The sequence below is a fragment of the Pseudonocardia sp. ICBG1142 genome, from assembly GCF_020496255.1.
In the GTDB taxonomy this organism is placed as follows: domain Bacteria; phylum Actinomycetota; class Actinomycetes; order Mycobacteriales; family Pseudonocardiaceae; genus Pseudonocardia.
In genome coordinates this window covers 1-20,605 of the sequence record NZ_JAHLJC010000034.1, presented here as the reverse complement: position 1 = coordinate 20,605, position 20,605 = coordinate 1, and the positions used below count along the sequence as shown (strand labels likewise).

The window sequence follows — 20,605 nt, the reverse complement described above, 5'->3', positions numbered from 1 at the left end:
GTGCTGTGCTGCGTCGTCTTCGGTGCGGGCTATGGACGCGGCGTCGCGGCCCGGCGGTCACGACCGGGCCTGGTAGCGGCCCCGGGCGGCCCGGGTGACACGGCCGTAGCCGATCAACACGTCCAGGGCGTCGTGCACGGCGGCCTTCGACGCGGACGCCGCAGCGACGAGCGCCCCGGTCGTCGCCGTCCCGGCCTGGACCAGCGCGAGGACCTCGGCCTGGACCGGGGACAACACCACCTCTGCCGGCTCCACCGCGTCGGCGGTCGCGCTGCTGGCCCCGCTGGCGCGGGTGCCCCAGGACGCTCGCCGCGACGCCGGGACGGCCGGGACGGCGACAGCGCGACCGCTGCCTACGGTGCTGTCGTCGTCGCGGAGGTGGTGGGTGGCGCCGAGGCCGCCGACCTGCCACCGCCCACCCACGGGCGGGCCGAGCACGCTGGTGACCGCCGCCGCGTCGAGCGGATGCAACTCCGGCTGGGCGAAGAACCGGTCGAACGCCGCCGACGCGGTCAACGCCGGCGCCGGGAGGCCCTTGCTGGCCATCCGGGCCGCGTCGGCATCGCTGGGCAGCCAGTCCCAGCGCACCGGCGCATCGAGATGGGCGTGCACCGCCATCCCCGGCACCGGCCGCCGCGGCCGCCCATCATTGAGCGGCAACTCCGCCGGATCGAACAACAACCCGGGCACCAGATCCGAGGACGACTTCGAATTCGTCCGGAACGCGACCACCTGCGAGGCGAACGCCGAGCGGGCGTGGTCCCCGCCCCAGGCGCCCTGGCCTTGGGACTGGTTCAACCCGACCAACCAGATCCCCAGCGCACGCACCGTGTTGACCGTCTCGGTCCACAACGCGGCGACCTTCGGATCGTGCGCGACGAAGGAGTACTCGTCGTGCAGGAACATCCACCCCGGCACCTGCTGGCTGGGGAAGATCAGGTCGGAGTGCTGTTCGGCGGCGATCTGTGCGCGCGCGGCCAGGATCGCGGTCACCAGCTGCGGTAGGGCCAGCACGTTCTGCTTGCCGATGACCGCGACCCGCGCCCGGCTGGCTAGGGCGGTCGAGGACCAACCTGCCAGAGGCCACCATGGGTGGACTCGCGATCGTGGCCGCCTACCACGACCTGTGGCAGGTCGAGGCCAGCTTCCGCATGACCAAATCCGACCTACGCGCCCGGCCGGTCTTCCACCGCGAACGCGACACCATCGAAGCCCACCTCACCGTCGTCTTCGCCGCCCTCGCAGTCTCGCAGCACCTACAGGACGCCACCGGAGTGACCATCAAGACACTGATCAGGACCCTGCGTCCGCTACGCACCATCCGCGTCGACGTCGGCGGTCACCCGATCACTGCAGCGCCGCAGATCACCGACCAGGCCCGCGCCATCCTCAACCGGCTACCCGGAGGCTTATTCAGGCCCCGTGAAATAACGATCTAGCCCGGCGTGTCGGGTTGGGCGACAGCCCGTCCATCGCGAATATTGGTTTGCCGAATCAATCCGAGATGAACGGGCTGCCGCAGTATGTACTATACCACTGGTTTCCGGCGTGATGAAATTCAGGATCTTGTCGCTATAGTGTATGAGCAGGATCAGCGGGACGCGACGGAGGCACGTTTGTCTTGGCCGCCGGTTCTGGGGTTGTTCTGGTCGGTGGTGATCACGTTGGCGTATCTGCGCGGGAATCGTGTGCAGTGGGAGTTGGCGGAAACCTATGGGGTGTCGCAGTCGACGGTTAGTCGAGCGATCACGGGGGTGACACCGTTGCTGGCACAGGCGCTGCGGAGTGTCGTTCCGACGGCAGAGGAGCTTCGTGCCGATCGGCAGTACATCATCGATGGAACCTTGCTGCCCTGCTGGTCATGGGCCGCGGTGCCGGGTCTGTGGTCGGGCAAGCATCGCACCACCACCGGCGTCGTCGTCCAGGTCGCAGCCACCCTGGAAGGGCAGCTGTCGTGGATCTCCGACCCGACCCCAGGCTCCCGACACGACCTATATTGCCTCGACCAATCCGGCGCCCTCGACCACCTCGCCACATACCCCCCGATCGGCGATAAAGGATACATCGGGCGCGGCATGCTCACCCCGTTCAAAAAACCACCCGGCCGGGAACTTCTCGACTGGCAAAAAACATTCAACAAGAGCCTCAACCACACACGCGCCACCATCGAACGAGTCATCGCCCATATCAAAACGTGGAAAGTTCTCCACACAGACTACCGGCGGCCCTACGCCACATTTAAAACGACAATCTCGGCAGTCATCGGACTCATCTTCTACACACTTACCTGACGGAGCCTGAATAAGCCTCATTGCCTCGACCAATCCGGCGCCCTCGACCACCTCGCCACATACCCCCCGATCGGCGATAAAGGATACATCGGGCGCGGCATGCTCACCCCGTTCAAAAAACCACCCGGCCGGGAACTTCTCGACTGGCAAAAAACATTCAACAAGAGCCTCAACCACACACGCGCCACCATCGAACGAGTCATCGCCCATATCAAAACGTGGAAAGTTCTCCACACAGACTACCGGCGGCCCTACGCCACATTTAAAACGACAATCTCGGCAGTCATCGGACTCATCTTCTACACACTTACCTGACGGAGCCTGAATAAGCCTCCTGGTCGCGGGCGACCGCCTGTTCTTAACCCTATCTTTGGAATCTCACCCGTGCAGCTTCCGGTAAGCGACGGCGGCTCCGGGATGTAGCGGCACGTCTCCGGTATCGACGAGCACAGGCTGATCGAAGTACTGGATGCCCAGCGCCGCGGCGGGCACCAGGTCAGAGGCCCGCTCGACGAGTAGCCGGGCCAGAGCCTCTGCGGCTCGACCAGGCAGTGTGGGCGCGGCGACAAGCAGGTTTGCCACACCGATCGTCGCAATCGGTGTGGCGGCACCATAGACTCCAGCAGGCATAACGGCGGTGGAGTAGGGACCGGCGCCATACCGGGCGCGCAGCGCGGGTAGGTGTTCGGCGAGCGGTAGCAGCCGGACCGGGCTCTGGCCCACGAGCGCACTGACCGCGGGCGTCGGGACCCCACCGGACCAGAGAAATGCGTCGATCCGCCCGTCGGCTAGCGCCGCGGTCGCCGCGGCGAGGTTGAGCTCGCAGGCCCGCACTGCGATCCCAGCCGCGGCGACAAGGCGGGTCCCCAACAGCGACGCGCCAGAACCAGGTGTGCCGAGCGACACGACCCGGCCAGCCAGATCAGCCAGCCGGATGAACGGCGCCGACGATCGCACCGCGAGCTGTAGATAGTTTTCGTAGAGCCTTCCGATCGCGAGCAGCTCTAGTGGTGCGGCGAATGGTGACACCCCGGCCCGCGCGGCCAGGACGAGGTCGGTGAGGGCGAGCCCGACATCGGCGCCCCCACGGATGACGAGCTCGGCGTTGCTGCGCGAGCCCCCGGTCGTGACGGGACGCAGTGGCCACCCGGCCGAGCGTGAGACCGCTGCGAGCAAATCCGCGAACTCGGCATAGAATCCACCGGGCTCACCTGCAGCCAGCGAGAGTTCATCGAGCGCGGCGCTAGTGCATGATGTGAGCATCGGGAGCAGGCACATCCCACCGAGGACCGAGCGCCGCGACTGTCCCTGCACGCTCACTGAATCGGTCCTAGGACGACGGTGGCGAGTAGCCCGCCGGATGGCGCACACTCGAGGTCGAGGCGGCCGCCGTGTGCGTGTGCCAGCCGGTCAGCGATCGCGAGTCCCAACCCGGAGCCTCCGGCAGCGCCGGGGGAAGCGCCCTGCCAGAATCGCTGTCGAGCGCGGGCCAAATCGTCGGCGGCGATCCCGGGTCCGTCGTCGGAGATCGCGACCGTCCCGCCGTTCAGCCCGCTGGACCACCGCACCCGCACCGTCGAACCGCGGCCGGTGTGCCGCACAGCGTTGTCCAACAGCACGTCCAGCACCTGTTCCAGATCACCGTCGGGCCAGCCGACAGGCAGCTCCAAGGACTCCCAGTCACCGAAGCAGCCCTCGAGGGTTACCCCCGAGGCGGCGGCGGCCAACCGCCACGCGTCGACCCTACCGGCGGCGACGACGGCGGCGTTGCAGTGTGCGGGAGCAGCGGTGCCGGCAGCGACCGCCGCCGACTGCGCCTCGGCTGAGGCGAGTCCCAGCATCCCATCCAACAGTCGTTCCAGCCGGTCGATTTCTCCAAGCGTGGAGTCGTAAGTGGCGCGACCGCTGGCAGCGATATGGGGGTCAAGCCCGTCGACTCGCAGCCGCAACGCGCTCAGCGGGTTCCGAATCTGGTGCGACGCATCGGCGACGAGGCGCTGCTGTTCAGCTGCGCCAGCACGGACCGCTGCCGACATCCGATTGAACGACTCAGTTAGCTCACGTAGTTCTCGCGGCCCAGCACAGACGGCGATCTGTTCCCCTGCGCGACCTTGCGCGACGGCTCCGACGCCGCGGGCCAGCACCCCGATTGGACGCAGCACCCAGCGGGCCAGCAGCAGCGCGAGCGCAGCGAACCCGACCGCTGCAGCAAGTGCCCCACACAGCACAAGTGCCCAGGTAAGGGCCACGTCAGCGGCCGCTCGTGCCGGGTCGGCGAGTAGCAGCACGGCCCCGTTGGCGCGGTGCCCGGTCCCGACCGGCTGCCACAGCAACACCGAGTCGCGGGCGAACGGCGTAATCCACGTCGGGGCGACCGACGGCTGATTGCGCAGCGCCGCGTCCAGCGCAGCGGGCACACCGGGGGCGTCCAGCGCGAGGCCGGCCGATACCACCGATCGACGCTGCGCATCGACGACGAGTACGCCTTCGCGGTAGAGGTCCGCGTGACGACGTGCACCGCAGTCCAGAACGCCGTGGGAATCATCGGTTCCCTCGAGGGCGGCCATCTCGGCGAACCAGTCGAGGTCGGCACCGCGAGTCAGCGCCCAAGCCTGGGCCCGCGTGGTCGCCTGCTGCTCCAGCAACGGCATCACGAACGCGGCCACCGTGAGCAGGGAGAAAAACGACAGGACGAGCAACAGACGTCGCTGCACCTCGTCACCGGCCCAGGCGGTAACCGAACCCACGCACGGTCGCGACCAGTCCAGGGCGGTTGAGCTTAGCCCGCAGCGCCGCGACATGTACATCCAGCGACTTCGACCTGGCGACCGACGCGGCGCCCCACACCTCGTCGAGGATCTGGCGGCGGCTCACGGCCACTCCGACGCGGCTGGCGAGCGACGCGAGCACGGCAAACTCTTTCCCGGTCAGGGGCATGTCTACTGCGCCGACGGTAACTTGGCGGGCACCGAGGTCAACCCGCACGTCCTCCACCTCTACCACTGTAGCGTCTGCGAGCACGTTTGCAGCCCGGCGCACGACGGTATCGATGCGGGCAAGTAACTCGCGCAGACGTACCGGCTTGACCAAGTAGTCGTCGGCGCCGAGGTGCAACGCTCGCACGACGTCACCCTCCGCAGAGCGAGCGGTCAACACGATCACAGGGACCGCAGAGTCCTGCCGTACCTGATGCAACAGACTCAGGCCGTCACAATCAGGCAGGCCCAGATCGAGCAGTACCAGATCGACCTCGCCGAGCAACCCGATCGCTGCACCCCCGGACGGCGCGTGCACGACGCCGTGCCCGCGGACACGCACCGCCTCTGCTAGGGCACCTGCCACGCCTAAGTCATCCTCGACCACCAACACCCTCACGATGGGACATCGTGCCGCACCACCTCAGTGCGTGTTTGAGAAGTGTCGGCGTGTCAGCGCTGCACCCGGCCAGGTGTGGTCCATCGTGGACAGGTGGCTCGGCGTAAGCGGCGATACCCCTCGGACACCAGCGGTGCTCAGTGGGCGCTGATCGAGCCCTGTCGGCGTTGCGCGTCGATGAAAGCGACGATCAACGCCTACGGGGGTCGAGCTCCCCCGCGAAGAAAACCGTTGCGTCCGGCAGGATCGCGTTGGCCTCACGAAGCTGGCGGTTCTCCCGTTCCAACAACCGGACCCGCTCGGACTCACTCGAGGTGACACCGTCACGGTCCCCGGTATCGATCTGGGCTTGACGCACCCACCGACGCAACGACTCCGCGCCACAGTCCAGACGGGCAGCGACGGTCTGACAGGCAGCGGTCAAGCTCGGGTACTCATCGAGATGCCCCAGCACGAGCCGGACCGCTCGCTACTTGGTCTCCTCCGGGATCTGCTTCAGCACGAACATCTTCCTTCCAGACTCAAAAGGAAGCGGCATCACACCGTGGACGCTTCACGTACCCATCTACCCGCCCGCGGCGATCCGCACCCTGCCGCGCGGTGAGGTGCTGTTGCTCTACCGGCACCTGCCCGTCATCCGCGCCACCACCCTCGACGCCTACCAGCGTCCCGACGGCGACCAGCTCCACCGCGACGTCGACACCGTCGCCTCCGGCGCCATCCCCGATCACCGCGGCCGGCTACCTCACGCCCGGGGACGGTCAGGACAGTACGCGCAGCTGGAACGGGTAGTCGTAGGCCCGGTTGTTCGACGCCCGGACCGCGCCCTTGATGTGGCACCACAGAGAGACCACGAACAGACCCACCATCAACGGGATCGCGACGATGATCCCGACTATCGTGAAGACCAGCAGCCAGCCGATGAGGAACAGTATCCAGATCAGCAGGTTGAAGTTGAACGCCGCCGCGGCAGCCCTCCGCACGAACGGATCGTCTTTCTTGACCAGCCAAATCAACAACGGACCCAGCAGACTCAACGACCCAGCACTGAGCACCGTGGCGAACAGCGCCGAGAGATGAGCGATGATCGCCACGCCGCGACTGTCCTCAGACACCTCATTCATGTCCACAGCAACTCCTCGCTCTCACACGGGCACTGAATAATCCTCGAAACACGCCGCACAGCGGCTATATTTCTTCACTCCGGAAAGAGTCCGCCAACCGGGACGCGCCCTCGACAAGGTCCAGCATCTCCAACAATAACCGCGCGTCGTCACCGTCACGCGCGAACGACACCACCACACCCGCCGCGCGCGCCGCGACCACCGGGTCATGATCCGCGCGGCTACCGGACCAGCCATTCGAGTACATGTAACTCGGATCGCTCCCGCCGCCTGGCATCGATCCACCCCGCTATCTCAGGAAAAGTCGTTAACGGCAGAAACTCAACGGGCCTCAGCGATGAATCAGAACAGCCCCCCACCCGCAGACGACACACCCGCACCCGTTATTTGCTTCTTAGTAGGTTTCTTTTTAGCGGCCCGGCGGGCCGCGTTACGCGCAGCGATGACTTTCTGTAGTGAAACATACATGCCGCCGGTATCACCATACGGTTTAGCGCTCGTCGGTAACTCCCGGGAAAGCCGATACTGCGACCACGCCCCGTACACCCCCGGAGCTAACTGCTGTAACGACAAGACCACTTCCCGGGACAACACCCGCCGGCGACCCGCCATCACCACCGCCACATCAGCCAGCAGTTCCCGAGTCTCACCCTCCGGCGCCGTGTCGCCAGCCACGGATTCCCCCGTCACGCCAAGACTCCGAGCAGAAGAATCAGCCCCGACCGCAACCGCGGGAACGGGAGCAGAAGCGATGGACGCAGAAGCGGAGACAGCAGGAACGGTAGGGATGGTAGGGATGGAGGCTTCGACCCGGCCCGCGTCCATGAAGGGCCGTAACGCGGCCAGGAGGCGTTCGTACTCGCTGTCGACCAGGTCGATCTCGATCCGCATCTGATCGATCTGCAACTCGTGGTGAACGACGTCGTCGGACTCGACCCCGGTGATGTCGCAGAACCGGACCGTGCGAACACCCACTACCGACCACCCACCACACGCAGATACCCGACCGGGCCGGGCTGCCCGGCCGCGCGGGTCCTCACTCCTCGTCCACGTCGCCGGCTTCGGCGGCGGCGCGTTGCAGTGCCGCGAGCGTCGCCCCCGACAATGCCTTCGACGCGATCGCGTCGCCGACCTGCCGGGGTGTCATGAACCCCGCCCCGGACGGGGCCAGGTACTGCTCCCCGTCAGCGCCGACCCGGTACTCCAAACTCGAGGCGACCCGGCGGAACCGGGTCCGGCCCCCGACCTGGGCGCCCTCCCACTTCTCCACCTTCACCGCCAACCGGCAACACCCACACCGCAACCTGCGCAACAGCAACCCGGTCTCATCCACACCGGTGAAGTGGATACCCGCCTGCCGGATCGTGGGGAACAGATGCCGGCCCCGTTCCCGACAGGCCAGGACCTCATCCGACACCCCATCGACATAGGCGTCGACATCATCATCGGATGCCCGCGGCCGCACCCCAGCCGACCGGGCGGCCTGCTCACCCTGAATCGACCGCACCACCGACGCAGAGGCCGGGGCAGAGGCCGGGGCGAACTCTGGGAACGCCGCCATCTGCTCAGTCACTCCGCCTCACCCGCCCACGACGAACACGTCGTACTCGTCATCACCGAAACCGACCCGACGATCATCACCATCAACCACATCCTCGACATCATCACAAATGTCGTGAACGTCCAGGACGGCATCGCCGTCGTCGGTACCTGCCAGCACAGCCATCGAGCGCTCCCTCACCACACCCGTACGAATCTCAGCGGCCAGGACTCAGTGGCTCTGCTCGTAGGCGTGCGTCACCTCCACCGGGATCCGCCCCCGATCCGAGATCGAGTACCCGTTCTCCCGGGCCCACCCCCGAATAGCCTGGTTCCGGGCCCGGACCTCATCCGACGACGCCGCCGCCGACCGCCGCGCCGCCCGCACCCCACCGACGGTGTCCCGCCGCGCCGCCGCCACGAAATCCGCCACCGCAGCCCGGAACAACTCCACGTTCTCCGAGTTCAGATCGATCACATACGACTTCCCGTCCACCCCGAACCGCACCGTCTCATCCGCCGGACCCCCCTCCAGATCATCCAGCAGCTCCACCCGAGTCACCTGAGCCATAACCCTGACCTCACATCCCAAACCGCACCGTGACGGTCACCCCGGAATCGGAGCAACCCGAACACGAGTGAACACTACAGAAAGAACCCGACCCCCCGCGACGCCCGGAACCGGCGTCCTCTCGCAGCCAGCCGGATAACCACAGCGGTTCAGCACAGATTCTGCACCACGCACGGTGCCCCCGGTCGGAGTCGAACCGACACCGGTGACCCTTTTAAGAGGCCTGCCTCTGCCATTGGGCTACGGGGGCCAACGCTCACCATCAAGGTAGCCTGACAATTGGCGCCAACGTTCCCTGACGAAGCTGCTGTCACGCCTCCTTGACGGCACTACACTCAGTGCGTCAGTCAAGCTTGACAGGAAACTCTAGTCGAGGAGACCTCGATGGCACGCAACACTGAGGTTCACGGGCCGTGGCGGATCGAGGGCGGGCACCCCGGCGGACCGGAGCACGTGGGGTCGGTGATGTCGATCGACGCCGACGGCGTGGTCGACCCGACTGGGGAGACCGTTCCGGCGGTGGCCCGGCGGGCGGTGTGCTCGTGCGGCTGGTCGGGGCCCCCGCACGACGCGCCTCGGGCCGAGGGGGCGCTCATCGTGCGCCGCTACCGCAAACAGTCCCGCGAGGAGCTGGCGTCGCAGTGGCGCACACACGTGGCCGAGTGGGTCCCTGCGCCCCTGGACAGCCCCGACGGGGGTGAAGAAGGCACCGGCCAGGGCCGCCCGCCGCGGCAGAAGCGCCCCTCGGGCGCGGCCGGTGAGCAGATGGCGCCGCCACCGGTGCCTGATCCGTTGGCGGAGCTCGGTGCTGTGGTGCTGCGCGCGCACGCTGCCGCGCACGAGGCCCGGGCGGCGAACACGGCTCTGGCCGCCGCCGTCCGGGCCGCCCGTCAGAGCGGGGCGTCGTGGGCGACGATCGGTGCCGTGACCGGCGTGAGTCGTCAGGCCGCGCACGAACGCTGGCGATCAGTGACATGACCTCCGCGCGCCCCACCGAGTGACCCGGGGGGGGCGAGCCCGGTTGGTCTCACCGGTCGCGGGCACACCTATGGGTGCCCCGGGGCCTGCGAGGGCGTGGCGGCGGGGACCATCGGGTTGCCGTTGGCGCTGGCGGCGGGGATGGCCTGGATGACGTCCCAGTGCTCGACGATCTTCCCGTCCTCGACGCGGAAGAAGTCCGCGACCGCAGACCGTTTCCCGTCCTTCTCCGTCGACTCGGCGTGGACCACCACGATGTCCCCCTCGGCGACCACACGGCCGATCCGGAAGCTCACTCCGCTGTCTTTGACATACGGGCCCATCGCAGCCACGAACGCCGCCCGCCCGTTGGGGACCTGCGGATTATGCTGGATGTAGTGCTCCGCCACATAGGTCTGCGACGCACCCGCAACATCACGGTGGACGAACGCCTGGGTGTAGAAGTCAGTCACCAACTTCGCCTTGTCCAGCGGCGGCACCGGAGTCGTCGTCGGCATCGGCGTCGCCGAGACGGCCGCAGAATGCTCTGCGTGGGGCTGCCCAGCGGAGCTACACCCTGACATAGCCAGCAGCACCACTGCGGATGCGGCCACCACCACCGACCATCCCCGCCGCTTCCCCAGACCCTGTGTCCCTGGCTGCCGTGTCAACGTTGATCTCATCACCCGGCATCCCTATCCCATCCCGCCCCAGCCAGCCCCGACCCGCCGACCACGATCACCCGGCCGAACCGGCAGCTGTCCCCGGAACGGGCGACGATGACGACTCTGCCTGGACCGCCACCGGGGCGGCCCGGCGTCGTTCCAGATCAGCGGCACGGGCCCAGTCGAACCACGGCCGCCACTCCTCGACCCGCAACCGACGTCCCGGGTCACCGCCCGGTGTGCGGTGCTCAGGCCGGTCGCAGACACCGCCGCGGGCGGTGTCGGGGGCGTCGAACGCGGTGAAGGCGTGTCCCACCCACCGGGTATGCCACTCCGCAGCAAGGAAACCCGAACCGTGCGGACCGTAGGCCTGCCGATACGCCGCATGCAGCCACGACAGGGTCTCGCGACCCCAAGTGTGGACGGGCCAGCAGAGCGGGATCTGGCGCACCGACGGCTCCAGGATCGGTGTCAGCACCGTCGCGACCCATGCCCCGAGCTCGTCCCACGCCGCCGCCGCGGCATCGATATCGAGCGCCGGCCACGCCGTCGGCCGTAGCTCGTCCGGAGTCCCCGCAGCCGCCCCGCCGACGCCGTCGCTATCGCTGGTGACGATGGTTTCGAGGCGGGCGAGCCGAGCGTCCAGCGCTGTGACCAGCGCAGCCAGCTGTTCCGGCGGCGGCAACGACGGGTCGAGCATCAGTGGTATCCCAGGCCGTGACTACGACGCTGCTCGGCGCGCTGTCCCAGGTGGTGCGCGTCGTGCTGGTCGAGATGATAGCGGCGGGACGCTTCCTCAGCCCGGGCACGTTCCCGCGCCCCGACCGCGTCCACCCTCTGCTGGGCCGTCTGCCCGGCCGAGGCACTGCTCCCAGTGTGGAGGCGGTCGGTGCCGGTCCGCATCGCGTACTCACGCTGCGGGCGGGGCCGCTCCTCGACCGGGACCACCGGCGCTCTGTCCTGGGAGCGGCCGCGGCGGTGCAGCTCGTCCGCAGCGAGGCGAGCGTCCTCGGCGAGATCACGAACCCCGCCATACCAGCTGGTACGGCGCTCATGCGCTGCCGACCACGTCTCGACCTGCCCGGCGGCGATGTCGACCAGCACGTGCGCGGTCGCCGCGCTGACCCCGGCCAGCGCCCGAGTGGTCTGGTCACCTCGCGGGTTGTCCCGCGCCGCGTCGGCGAGGTGTGCGGTCACCCGGGCGTCATGCAGCCGTTCGTGCGCCTTCCAGAGCTGATCAGCCGCATAAACCGGTGCCCCGGCGTGGACCCGCTCCCAGACCCGCACTTTCTCCACCAGCACCGCATCCGACAGACGCCGATGCTCGACCAGAGCAGCATCGGCGCCGAGGGCTTCGACCGCGCGGGTCCACCACGCGCGGGCGTAGACGTCATCGGCGGCCGGGGCCGGACCGAGACTCAACGCGGTGGCGTCGATCCCTGCGTACTCCCGGTACCCGGCCGCGACACCAGCGCGGCGCACCCACTCCGCACGCTCACCAGCGTCGTCGGGGACCTGTCCGAGGTGCTCCACCGCCCACTCGGCCTGCCGCTCAGCGGCCTGCTCTCCGAGCTGGTGGATGCGGTCGACGATCAACGGGGCCAACACGTTCCGCTGCCGATCATGAACACCGTCACCCGCAACAGTCCACGTCTCGAACCGCCCGGCCGCACCCACCGGGTCCTCCGGCACCCGCGTACTGACCGCTCCGGCGATGCGCCAGCGCAGCACATCCGACACGTTCTCGGCGCTGTCGAGCTCCCGAGAGGCCGCGACCTGGCCCAGCAACCGGGCCGGATCGTGACCGCTCAGCTCCGCGTCGGCGAGGACGGTCAGCAGCGACCCGCGACCGCCCTCGGCCGCGACCCGCGACGCGTTGACCGGCCCCAACGCCCTGACCAGGAGTTCATCGGCCCGTTCGCGGTGCTGGATGCGGGCCAGGTCGAACCAGTCCCCGGCCAAGGTCACCAACGCCCGGGCCTGCTCACGGCCTTCGGCTTGGGCGGCGAGCGCGGAGACCTGCGCTCCGCTGTACTCGACCACCGCCGAGAACCTGGACCGGGCGGTCTCGGCCAGGGCCTGCGGAGAGTGCTCGTCCGCCGACCGGGCCGCGACCAGCCACACATGATTCTCGACCCGGCCCCGGGTGATCGCCGGATACACCGACTCCCGACCCATGCCCTCACCGATGACCGAATGACTCGTGTCCACGGTCGACGACTGCGCAGCATGCACCGTCCCCGCATAGGCCAATCGTAGATGCCGGGCGGCGTACTCGGCCGGGAAGTACGCGACCACTCCGTGCTGATCTTCCCCCAACAGAAAGTGATCATTGTTTTCATCACCGACAGCGCCGATGATCGTGTAGATCTCCCGGTTGGTGACCGCACCGGTCTTCCTCCCACGGGACCCAGCCGGGAGATCCACCCGCAACGACCGGTCGTTGAGCCGGGCCTGCACCCGATCCCCCACCGACACCGGCTGACCTGCAGGTTCGACACCGTGCACCCGCCCGACCGGCTCTGCCTGGACCCGGCCGAGGCCGATCAACTCCTCCCGTAAGCGTTCCGAGAGCTGCGCGGCCTGCTCATTCCCACTGACGATCAGCAGCGACTGCTGCCCGGCGACGGTGTCAGCCAGCCACGCCCGCGACGCACCCGCCTCCATCTCCTCCACCGACCCAGCGTGCAACCGGCCCCGAGCCAGATACTCCGCCACCGCAGCCGTATCCCCGGCACGGACCTGCAACGACGCCGCCTTCTCCCACTCCTGCTCGAACCGATGCACAACCTGTAACTCGGTCACCGACGACGCCGTGTCCACAAGGTGGGAGAACAGGCCACCCGCGCCGATCGCCCCGAGCTGCTCCGGGTCCCCGGTCAGTACGACCTTCGCCCCCGCCCCGGCGGCGAGCTCGGTGATCAGGTGCAGATCGTGGGTGGAGGTCATCCCGGCCTCATCGACGATCACCAGATCACTCGCCGAGAGCCGGTCCCTCACCTGCCCGTCCACGCCCGAGGTGAACCGGCCCGCGAACACCGCCGTGTTGACCGCCTCGATATGAGTATCGGCGAGGTTGTTCGCCGCGATCTGCGACGTCGTCAACCCGATCACCCGCCCCCCGACCTCCCGGGTCCAGACCTCGGCCAGCGCGGACATCGTCCGGGACTTCCCCGCCCCCGCGGGGCCGACGACAACGTCGCCCGCGACCCGGGAGGTCAGCACCGTCAGAGCGGCGTGGACCTGATCCGGGGACAGGCCGTGCCCGGCGAGTTCCGCCCGCACCTCTGCGGTCCGCTCCGCCGCCAGGCCGACATCCAGCGCCGAGGACACCCGCGCGACCACCGCCTCCTCACGACTCAGGTGTGCTGCGGAGGTGTAACGCTCACGGTGCGCACCGCGCAGCACATACCCGCCGTCCCCGACCACGGCCGACCCGTCAGCGTTCACCCGCGCGCCCCGCTCACGGCGCAACGCATCCGGGATCGGCGCAGGCTCGGTCATCGACACCTGCACCACATCCGCACGCCGCACCGCCTCCCGCGCCAGCGCCTCCAGCGCCGCACCACGCTCAGCCGCGCTCGCATCCTCTAGCCCGAGATCAGCCCACCGGTCCCTGACCCCGGCCTTGACTGCCCACACCAACGTCCCGAACGTCCACACCGCATACCGCGCCGACACCCGATCCACCGCACCCGCCAACAACACATCCCGGGTCAACCGCTCACCAGGCTCGGTCACACCGACGGCGGCGTCGGCGATCCCCGACAACGCCCCGGCCAACTCCGACACCCGCGACCGCGCCCACCGTTCCAACGCGACCGGCCCCGCATCCGCCGACTTCGGAGCCCGCGTGTCCAGCACCGCCGCCTGCGCGATCCTCCGCAACGCCGCCGACCCCGGCACCGACCCCGCCTGGGACCGGTACTGCCCCGTCAACGCCGCAATCCGGTCCACGACCTGCCCGCGCCGCGTCGAGGCCGCCGCCAACAACGACTCGTCGATCCCCGCGATCTCCCGCACCAGACCATCCGGCCGATCCCGCCACCCGACACCAGTCGCCTCGGTGACCAGCTGCTCCAGGGTCTGCTGATACACCGCGTCCACGGCCTGCTTAATACCCGCAAACGACGCCCCATCCAGAGCGCCGACCTTCCCCGAGCTGGTCGCGGTGCGGTTCAACAGAGCTGCGTGCGTGTGCAACTGCGGCTCATCCTCACGATTCGTCGAATGCCCCCACACCGACCACACCGTCCCCGTCCCCTGCTCGAACGTCCCCATACCCGCAGCCGACCGCGGACCCGAATGACGCCCCGTCCGCGTCACCGCCACCCGCGCATCCGCAAACGACACCGCCGCCTCAACAGCCTTCGCATGCGCGCCACGGACCCGCTCCGCGTCCTCCACCGCACCCGCCGCAAGCAACGCCGCGTAATACACACTCACCGACTTCGGCGCACTGAACGTCCAGTCGTAATACGCCACGCTACGACGACCATCCGACTCCGCCGACCGCCGAATCTCCTCCACCCGCTCCGCCGACAGAACACCCTTCTCCCGCGCAAGCGCACGCTCAACACGCTCGGCCGCAGACAGATAATTCCGAGGACGCGACCCGATGAACACCGGCGCCTTCACCGACGACTCCGGCCGACGCAACTGCCCAAACACCGCCCGAACATCATCCGCCGCAGCAACCTCACCCGAGACGAACGACAACCCCAGACCGGCCATCCCCGTGCCAAACCAGTACCCCGACGGCTCCCCCGCAGCCACCGCCTTCTCGTAGTAACCGGGCGCGTCCACACCCTCCCCAGCCGACCGAACAGACTGATGCGCAGCGCAACCCGACCCGCGCACGAGGTACTCCACCGCACCCGCACCGACCGCCGTCACCCGCAACACGAGTCGCAGCCTACCCGACCCGGGCCAAAGATCATCAGATGATGCATGGGTGTGGTGGGATTCGGTCCGGCGGACGACTGGGCGCGCAACGACCAGGAGACCGAACGGGCCGAACAATCCCAGCACGGCGGCAAGACCGAGCCGCAGGCGAGGACGAGCCGAACAGCCACACCGACCGGCACCGCACAGCAGCCGCACCGACGAGTCGGGGGCAAGCCGACCCGGACCACAGCCGCCCCCAGGCGGCGAGGACCGGAAGCGGCGCGGCAGCACCGAGCTGACCCCCGCCCCTCCCCTTACTCCGGGAAAACAGCCGCCCTCACCAGTGCCGCATCAAAACCCCGACCGAGAACGGCAATTCCAGACCATGCTCGGCCAGCAACCGCTCCACACCGACTTGCGTAAGCGGTTCTCCGTCCTTCACCGTGCAGGACGCCATCCTCTCGACATCAGCCATGAACTCCGGATGCGCAGCACACCAAGCCTTAACTACCCGCTTCACAACATCCCGTCGATTATCTCTCTTCGGCGGCACAGACTTGCAGCCGTGCGCACGATACGCATCGTGCACGGACTTATAGCCATACCCCTGCGCGTCATCGATAACATCCCCGGTGGCGACATCGACAACGACATACCGTAGATCACGACCCCGCGACAACGCAGTACTGATGACCACCCTGACGGTGCGGCTGACACCATTCTCAACAGCGCTCACGACGCCAGGCCCGCGAATCTGCAGTAATGCAGCTGACTGCACACCGTCACCGTCGCCGTGGGACTCCCGCGATGCTTCACCAGGATCAAATCTGCTTCACCTGCACGAGTATCCTCCGAGTCATAGGCGTCCGGTTGATGCAACAAGGAGGCTTATTCAGGCTCCGTCAGGTAAGTGTGTAGAAGATGAGTCCGATGACTGCCGAGATTGTCGTTTTAAATGTGGCGTAGGGCCGCCGGTAGTCTGTGTGGAGAACTTTCCACGTTTTGATATGGGCGATGACTCGTTCGATGGTGGCGCGTGTGTGGTTGAGGCTCTTGTTGAATGTTTTTTGCCAGTCGAGAAGTTCCCGGCCGGGTGGTTTTTTGAACGGGGTGAGCATGCCGCGCCCGATGTATCCTTTATCGCCGATCGGGGGGTATGTGGCGAGGTGGTCGAGGGCGCCGGATTGGTCGAGGCAATATAGGTCGTGTCGGGAGCCTGGGGTCGGGTCGGAGATCCACGACAGCTGCCCTTCCAGGGTGGCTGCGACCTGGACGACGACGCCGGTGGTGCGATGCTTGCCCGACCACAGACCCGGCACCGCGGCCCATGACCAGCAGGGCAGCAAGGTTCCATCGATGATGTACTGCCGATCGGCACGAAGCTCCTCTGCCGTCGGAACGACACTCCGCAGCGCCTGTGCCAGCAACGGTGTCACCCCCGTGATCGCTCGACTAACCGTCGACTGCGACACCCCATAGGTTTCCGCCAACTCCCACTGCACACGATTCCCGCGCAGATACGCCAACGTGATCACCACCGACCAGAACAACCCCAGAACCGGCGGCCAAGACAAACGTGCCTCCGTCGCGTCCCGCTGATCCTGCTCATACACTATAGCGACAAGATCCTGAATTTCATCACGCCGGAAACCAGTGGTATAGTACATACTGCGGCAGCCCGTTCATCTCGGATTGATTCGGCAAACCAATATTCGCGATGGACGGGCTGTCACCCAACCCGACACGCCGGGCTAGATCGTTATTTCACGGGGCCTGAATAAGCCTCAAGATCACTATATCGGCGTCCTGCTCGATCGCGATCGCGGTGGACTCCCGCAAATCCGACAGCAATGACCGCTTGTTCACACACTGCTTCGGGTCACGGTTCAGCTGCGACAACGATCACCGGCACCTCCAGCTCCTTCGTCAGAACCTTCAACCGCCGCGAGAACTGATAGCTCCGCTGGCTCCGATCACGATCGGACCACCGATCGGACGCTCGGCTCGGCCGATCCGGGTGGGGATGTCCTCGTTGTGCGGGTCGAGGTCATCGCCGCCGATGTCAACCCGGGCCGGCAGGCCGGGATCGCGGCGTTGTGGTCCGGGGTCCGCGCCGCGGTCGCAGCGCTGCCCGACCAGTTCGGCCTCGAACAGGCGACCCAGCTACTCGCCACGGTCGGTGGGGATGCGATGAGCGTGTCCTGGGGCGAACCGCACCGAGATCCGGATCCGTGACGGCCTGTTCCCCTGAGCGGCGCCGGAGCAGAATCCGGGAGTGCCCGATTTATGCGATCCTGGTGACGGATCGTCGACACGTTCAACAGTGCCCGGGATCGGCGGAGAGGTGGTCGTGACCCGACAGGATGAGCCGCGCCGCGACAGCCGGCAACACGGCGAGCAACCGCGCAGCGAGCGACGGCGCAGCGCGGGGCGGTGCTGGTTGGATGTGCCGTTCGTTGAGAAGGACGAGGCGAAAGCGGCCGGGGCGCGCTGGGATGCCCGGGCGCGGCGGTGGTTCGACCCGGCCCCACCGACAGCGGCGTTGGCCCGGTGGGCGGCTCGCCCGGATGTTCCTGAGGTGTTGCCGGGTGAGGACCGCACGGTCGGGGACGGCCTGTTCGTGGATCTGGTCCCGGCGTCGTGCTGGTTCACCAATGTCCGTTCGTGTGTCGCGCCGGGTGACTGGGAACGGCTGCGTCGTCCGGTGCTGGGGCGGACCGGGTACCGCTGCGAGGCCTGCGGGCGCGGCGAGGACCGCCACCCTGACATCGGCCGTTGGCTCGAGGTCCACGAACGCTGGACCTACGACGAAGCGTCCGGAGTGCAGACGTTGCGGCGGCTGGTGTGTCTGTGTTCGGACTGTCACCTGGTGACCCACTTCGGCTACGCGACCGTTCAGGGCCGCGACGACGAAGCCCTGGCTCATCTGTGCACGGTGAACACCTGGACCCGTGAGCAGGCCCTCGCCCACATCGCCGACGCTGCCCGGGTCTGGGAGCAGCGCTCGACCCGGACCTGGAAGCTGGACCTGGGGATCCTCACCGACGCCGGGATCACCGTCGGGCGGCCCCCGTCACCGCAGCAGCGGGCACAGATCGCCGACAAGACCCTCGGGCGCGACACCACCGCACCGACCACGGCCAGCTCGCCATCGGTGCCCCAGCAACGCGACGCGGCACCGCGACCGGCCCGGGCGGCGGGGAAGAAGAGGTTGACCGTCGAGCAGCAGGCCGCGGTCGAGGCGTTCACCGCCGGCTACGACCTGACCATTCAGGCCGGTGCCGGTGCGGGGAAGACCTCCACCTTGCGTGCGCTCGCCGCGACCACCACCGGGCGGGGCCTGTATCTGGCGTTCAACAAGTCCATCGCCACCGAGGCCGGGCGGTCGTTCCCGCCGTCGGTGCAGGCGGTGACCTCCCATTCTCTCGCCTACGCCGCGATCGGCCATCGTTATCAGGCTCGCCTGGCCGCGCCCCGGATCCCCAGCATCGAACTTGCTCCCCGTCTCGGGATCGACGCCCCGCTGCTGTTCGGTGAGCGGCGGGTGACACCGGCCGGGCAGTGCGCCGCCGCGCAGAAGACCGTCCTGAACTTCTGCCACTCCGCCGATGACACCATCACCCGCCGCCACGTCCCCCACCTGCCCGGGATGCCCGACCGCCGATCCCACCGGATCTTCGCCGGGATCGTCGTGGACTACGCCCGCCGGATCTGGAACGACCTCCAACACCCCGGCGACCCCGGCAGCGCTGGCGGGTTCCCGTTCGGTCACGACCACTACTTCAAGATGTGGGCGTTGACCGAACCGAGTCTGGACTGCGAGTTCCTGCTCCTCGACGAGGCTCAGGACACCAACCCCGCCCTGGAGAAGATCTTCTGCGACCAGCGCGATCATGCGCAGCTGGTGATGGTCGGTGACTCCGCCCAGGCCATCTACGGCTGGCGCGGCGCCCGGGACGTCATGACCGACTTCGACGGTGTCGGGTTGACCCTGTCGCGGTCGTTCCGCTTCGGATCTGCGATCGCCGAGGAAGCCAACCACTGGCTCCCCTACACCGGACAGACCCTGCGCCTGACCGGGAACCCCGACCTCGCCAGCACCACCGGCCCCCTCGACGAGCACGGCGGGGGTGGGGGTGTGCCGGATGCGGTGCTGTGTCGCACCAACGGCGGCGCCATGGGCGAGATCATGGCACTGCTCGCCGCAGGCCGACGGGTCGCGCTCTGCGGCGGCGGTGGCCCGCTGCGCTCTCTCGCTCTGGCCGCACGCGACCTGCAGGCCGGACGGCCGACCCAGCACCACGAGCTGCAGCTGTTCACCAGCTGGGACCGTGTCCGTGACTACGCCGACCACGACCCCGCCGGGCAGGATTTGAAACCCCTGGTCGACATCATCGACCGGTGCGATGTCCCCGCCGTCCTCGCCACCCTCGACGAACTCTCCGCTGAGAACGACGCCGAGGTCGTGGTCTCCACCGCGCACAAAGCCAAGGGCCGTGAATGGCCGGTCGTGCGGATCGCCGACGACTTCCCCACACCCCCGACCCGACCCGACCCGACCGCTACCGGGGAGAAGATCGTGGAGATCGACCCCGACTACGCCCGCCTCGCCTACGTCGCCGTCACCCGCGCTCAGCACCACCTCGACCCCGGCAGCCTCGACTGGATCCACCACCCACCCGGCCACCCCCGCACCCGCACCGAACCCGTCGACAGGGACACCAGCGACAGGGGCGTCAGCGGCGCCGTGCACCGGCACCAGACCCACGGCCGGAACCACCGAGACCACCGAGATCGTGACCCCGTCCAGGAGCTGCAGCACGATCGTGACCCGCAACGTATCGGGGAGATCCTCGCCAGCCATCGCGCCTGCACCGCCACCCGCCACAGCACCGACCCCGACGTGCCCGCCGCGGCGCGGCGCTGGGCCGCGTCGTGACCGGCCTCGCCTCCCGCTGGTGACCGGGCTTTCTGTTGACACCGGCATCGACTTAGGAGTATCACTCCACAGTGTGAGCAGACTCACCGGATGGGGTCATGCAGGCCAGACGGTGGGGAAACTACACGAGGCATCCAGGGGTTCACCGTGAAGGGTCGTTCATGGCACAGCAGCCTACGATGGTCGGCGCGGCGTAGACGCTGTGAAAGATACGCGGAGATTCCGACCGTACGGTCGCTTCTCGGGACACGTTCACG

General features: G+C 67.8%; 22 protein-coding genes, 1 tRNA gene and 1 pseudogene. 7 read left to right on the top strand and 17 right to left on the bottom strand.

Annotation, left to right across the window (positions count from 1 at the left end; translation table 11 throughout):
* Window positions 1-57: 57 nt before the first annotated feature.
* Window positions 58-1,014 carry a hypothetical protein gene (locus KPL59_RS32540; protein WP_226363105.1) on the bottom strand — a complete coding sequence of 319 codons (957 nt, stop codon included), beginning with the start codon at window positions 1,012-1,014 and terminating at the stop codon, window positions 58-60.
* 74 nt (window positions 1,015-1,088) lie between these two features.
* Between KPL59_RS32540 and KPL59_RS37935 the strand changes: the two genes are divergently transcribed.
* The 3 genes from KPL59_RS37935 (at window position 1,089) to KPL59_RS32525 (ending at window position 2,606) form a co-directional block, all read left to right on the top strand.
* On the top strand, window positions 1,089-1,439 hold the full coding sequence (locus KPL59_RS37935) for a hypothetical protein (RefSeq protein WP_374111693.1): 351 nt from the start codon (window positions 1,089-1,091) through the stop codon (window positions 1,437-1,439).
* Between the two features lie 84 nt (window positions 1,440-1,523).
* On the top strand, window positions 1,524-2,291 hold the full coding sequence (locus tag KPL59_RS32530) for a transposase (protein WP_226361223.1): 768 nt from the start codon (window positions 1,524-1,526) through the stop codon (window positions 2,289-2,291).
* Window positions 2,292-2,297: 6 nt separating this feature from the next.
* The gene (locus KPL59_RS32525) at window positions 2,298-2,606 is read left to right on the top strand and encodes a transposase family protein (protein WP_226362093.1); all 309 of its coding nucleotides are present in this window, start codon (window positions 2,298-2,300) and stop codon (window positions 2,604-2,606) included.
* 63 nt (window positions 2,607-2,669) lie between these two features.
* On the opposite strand, the gene KPL59_RS32520 is transcribed toward KPL59_RS32525, so the two are convergent.
* The 10 genes from KPL59_RS32520 to KPL59_RS32475 form a co-directional block, all read right to left on the bottom strand.
* Entirely contained in the window at window positions 2,670-3,611 is a 942-nt protein-coding gene (locus KPL59_RS32520; RefSeq protein ID WP_226363104.1) for a TAXI family TRAP transporter solute-binding subunit, read from the bottom strand.
* Window positions 3,608-5,005 carry a HAMP domain-containing sensor histidine kinase gene (locus KPL59_RS32515; protein WP_226363103.1) on the bottom strand — a complete coding sequence of 466 codons (1,398 nt, stop codon included), beginning with the start codon at window positions 5,003-5,005 and terminating at the stop codon, window positions 3,608-3,610. The genes KPL59_RS32520 and KPL59_RS32515 overlap by 4 nt, the downstream gene beginning before the upstream one ends.
* 4 nt (window positions 5,006-5,009) lie before the next feature.
* Window positions 5,010-5,666, bottom strand: a complete 657-nt coding sequence (locus tag KPL59_RS32510) for a response regulator transcription factor (RefSeq protein ID WP_226363102.1) — start codon at window positions 5,664-5,666, stop codon at window positions 5,010-5,012.
* A gap of 190 nt (window positions 5,667-5,856) precedes the next feature.
* Window positions 5,857-6,120, bottom strand: a complete 264-nt coding sequence (locus KPL59_RS37930; protein WP_226363101.1) for a transposase — start codon at window positions 6,118-6,120, stop codon at window positions 5,857-5,859.
* Between the two features lie 307 nt (window positions 6,121-6,427).
* Complete coding sequence (locus KPL59_RS32500) at window positions 6,428-6,790, bottom strand: DUF4870 domain-containing protein (RefSeq protein ID WP_226363163.1); 363 nt, start codon at window positions 6,788-6,790, stop codon at window positions 6,428-6,430.
* A 342-nt stretch (window positions 6,791-7,132) separates the two neighbouring features.
* Window positions 7,133-7,765, bottom strand: coding sequence for a hypothetical protein (locus KPL59_RS32495; protein ID WP_226363100.1), 633 nt, complete (start codon window positions 7,763-7,765; stop codon window positions 7,133-7,135).
* 61 nt (window positions 7,766-7,826) lie between these two features.
* Window positions 7,827-8,363 carry a hypothetical protein gene (locus KPL59_RS32490; RefSeq protein ID WP_226360755.1) on the bottom strand — a complete coding sequence of 179 codons (537 nt, stop codon included), beginning with the start codon at window positions 8,361-8,363 and terminating at the stop codon, window positions 7,827-7,829.
* Window positions 8,364-8,369: 6 nt separating this feature from the next.
* Window positions 8,370-8,516 (bottom strand): hypothetical protein, encoded by a 147-nt coding sequence (locus KPL59_RS32485; protein WP_226350831.1) that lies wholly within the window; start codon window positions 8,514-8,516, stop codon window positions 8,370-8,372.
* A gap of 45 nt (window positions 8,517-8,561) precedes the next feature.
* On the bottom strand, window positions 8,562-8,900 hold the full coding sequence (locus KPL59_RS32480; RefSeq protein ID WP_226360756.1) for an Lsr2 family protein: 339 nt from the start codon (window positions 8,898-8,900) through the stop codon (window positions 8,562-8,564).
* A 176-nt stretch (window positions 8,901-9,076) separates the two neighbouring features.
* Window positions 9,077-9,150, bottom strand: a tRNA-Leu gene (locus KPL59_RS32475).
* 134 nt (window positions 9,151-9,284) lie between these two features.
* On the opposite strand from KPL59_RS32475, the gene KPL59_RS32470 reads away from it, so the two are divergent.
* Window positions 9,285-9,878 carry a hypothetical protein gene (locus tag KPL59_RS32470; RefSeq protein ID WP_226360757.1) on the top strand — a complete coding sequence of 198 codons (594 nt, stop codon included), beginning with the start codon at window positions 9,285-9,287 and terminating at the stop codon, window positions 9,876-9,878.
* A gap of 68 nt (window positions 9,879-9,946) precedes the next feature.
* Here the strand turns inward: KPL59_RS32470 and KPL59_RS32465 are convergent, their stop codons facing one another.
* From KPL59_RS32465 to KPL59_RS32425, 6 genes are all read right to left on the bottom strand, one after another.
* Window positions 9,947-10,375 (bottom strand): nuclear transport factor 2 family protein, encoded by a 429-nt coding sequence (locus KPL59_RS32465; protein ID WP_226360758.1) that lies wholly within the window; start codon window positions 10,373-10,375, stop codon window positions 9,947-9,949.
* Between the two features lie 220 nt (window positions 10,376-10,595).
* The gene (locus KPL59_RS32460; RefSeq protein WP_226360759.1) at window positions 10,596-11,222 is read right to left on the bottom strand and encodes a hypothetical protein; all 627 of its coding nucleotides are present in this window, start codon (window positions 11,220-11,222) and stop codon (window positions 10,596-10,598) included.
* Window positions 11,222-15,427: a MobF family relaxase gene (gene mobF / locus KPL59_RS32455; RefSeq protein ID WP_308187867.1), complete on the bottom strand. Its 4,206-nt coding sequence runs from the start codon at window positions 15,425-15,427 to the stop codon at window positions 11,222-11,224. Before mobF ends, KPL59_RS32460 begins: the two co-directional genes overlap by 1 nt.
* 319 nt (window positions 15,428-15,746) lie before the next feature.
* Entirely contained in the window at window positions 15,747-16,187 is a 441-nt protein-coding gene (locus KPL59_RS32440) for a hypothetical protein (protein ID WP_226360777.1), read from the bottom strand.
* Between the two features lie 124 nt (window positions 16,188-16,311).
* Window positions 16,312-17,076 (bottom strand): transposase, encoded by a 765-nt coding sequence (locus KPL59_RS32430; protein WP_226359944.1) that lies wholly within the window; start codon window positions 17,074-17,076, stop codon window positions 16,312-16,314.
* A 97-nt stretch (window positions 17,077-17,173) separates the two neighbouring features.
* A complete protein-coding gene (locus tag KPL59_RS32425; protein WP_374111618.1) occupies window positions 17,174-17,308 on the bottom strand; it encodes a DnaB-like helicase C-terminal domain-containing protein in 135 nt (44 codons plus the stop codon).
* A 135-nt stretch (window positions 17,309-17,443) separates the two neighbouring features.
* Between KPL59_RS32425 and KPL59_RS32420 the strand changes: the two genes are divergently transcribed.
* The 3 genes and pseudogenes from KPL59_RS32420 to KPL59_RS32410 all read left to right on the top strand — a co-directional run bounded on the left by KPL59_RS32420 (window position 17,444) and on the right by KPL59_RS32410 (window position 20,348).
* Entirely contained in the window at window positions 17,444-17,644 is a 201-nt protein-coding gene (locus tag KPL59_RS32420; RefSeq protein WP_226360761.1) for a hypothetical protein, read from the top strand.
* Window positions 17,645-17,684: 40 nt separating this feature from the next.
* Window positions 17,685-17,951: pseudogene (locus tag KPL59_RS37925) on the top strand (DUF5710 domain-containing protein); the annotation flags it as partial.
* 36 nt (window positions 17,952-17,987) lie between these two features.
* Complete coding sequence (locus tag KPL59_RS32410) at window positions 17,988-20,348, top strand: UvrD-helicase domain-containing protein (protein ID WP_226363162.1); 2,361 nt, start codon at window positions 17,988-17,990, stop codon at window positions 20,346-20,348.
* Window positions 20,349-20,605: the final 257 nt, after the last annotated feature.

What these genes read in the sequence shown, in the direction of transcription:
- KPL59_RS37935 (WP_374111693.1), top strand. Translation starts at nt 1,089, where the DNA reads ATGGGTGGACTCGCGATCGTGGCCGCCTACCACGACCTGTGGCAGGTC.
- KPL59_RS32530 (WP_226361223.1), top strand. Translation starts at nt 1,524, where the DNA reads ATGTACTATACCACTGGTTTCCGGCGTGATGAAATTCAGGATCTTGTC.
- KPL59_RS32500 (WP_226363163.1), bottom strand. Translation starts at nt 6,790, where the DNA reads ATGAATGAGGTGTCTGAGGACAGTCGCGGCGTGGCGATCATCGCTCAT.
- KPL59_RS32485 (WP_226350831.1), bottom strand. Translation starts at nt 8,516, where the DNA reads ATGGCTGTGCTGGCAGGTACCGACGACGGCGATGCCGTCCTGGACGTT.
- KPL59_RS32480 (WP_226360756.1), bottom strand. Translation starts at nt 8,900, where the DNA reads ATGGCTCAGGTGACTCGGGTGGAGCTGCTGGATGATCTGGAGGGGGGT.
- KPL59_RS32470 (WP_226360757.1), top strand. Translation starts at nt 9,285, where the DNA reads ATGGCACGCAACACTGAGGTTCACGGGCCGTGGCGGATCGAGGGCGGG.
- KPL59_RS32465 (WP_226360758.1), bottom strand. Translation starts at nt 10,375, where the DNA reads ATGCCGACGACGACTCCGGTGCCGCCGCTGGACAAGGCGAAGTTGGTG.
- KPL59_RS32460 (WP_226360759.1), bottom strand. Translation starts at nt 11,222, where the DNA reads ATGCTCGACCCGTCGTTGCCGCCGCCGGAACAGCTGGCTGCGCTGGTC.
- KPL59_RS32430 (WP_226359944.1), bottom strand. Translation starts at nt 17,076, where the DNA reads ATGTACTATACCACTGGTTTCCGGCGTGATGAAATTCAGGATCTTGTC.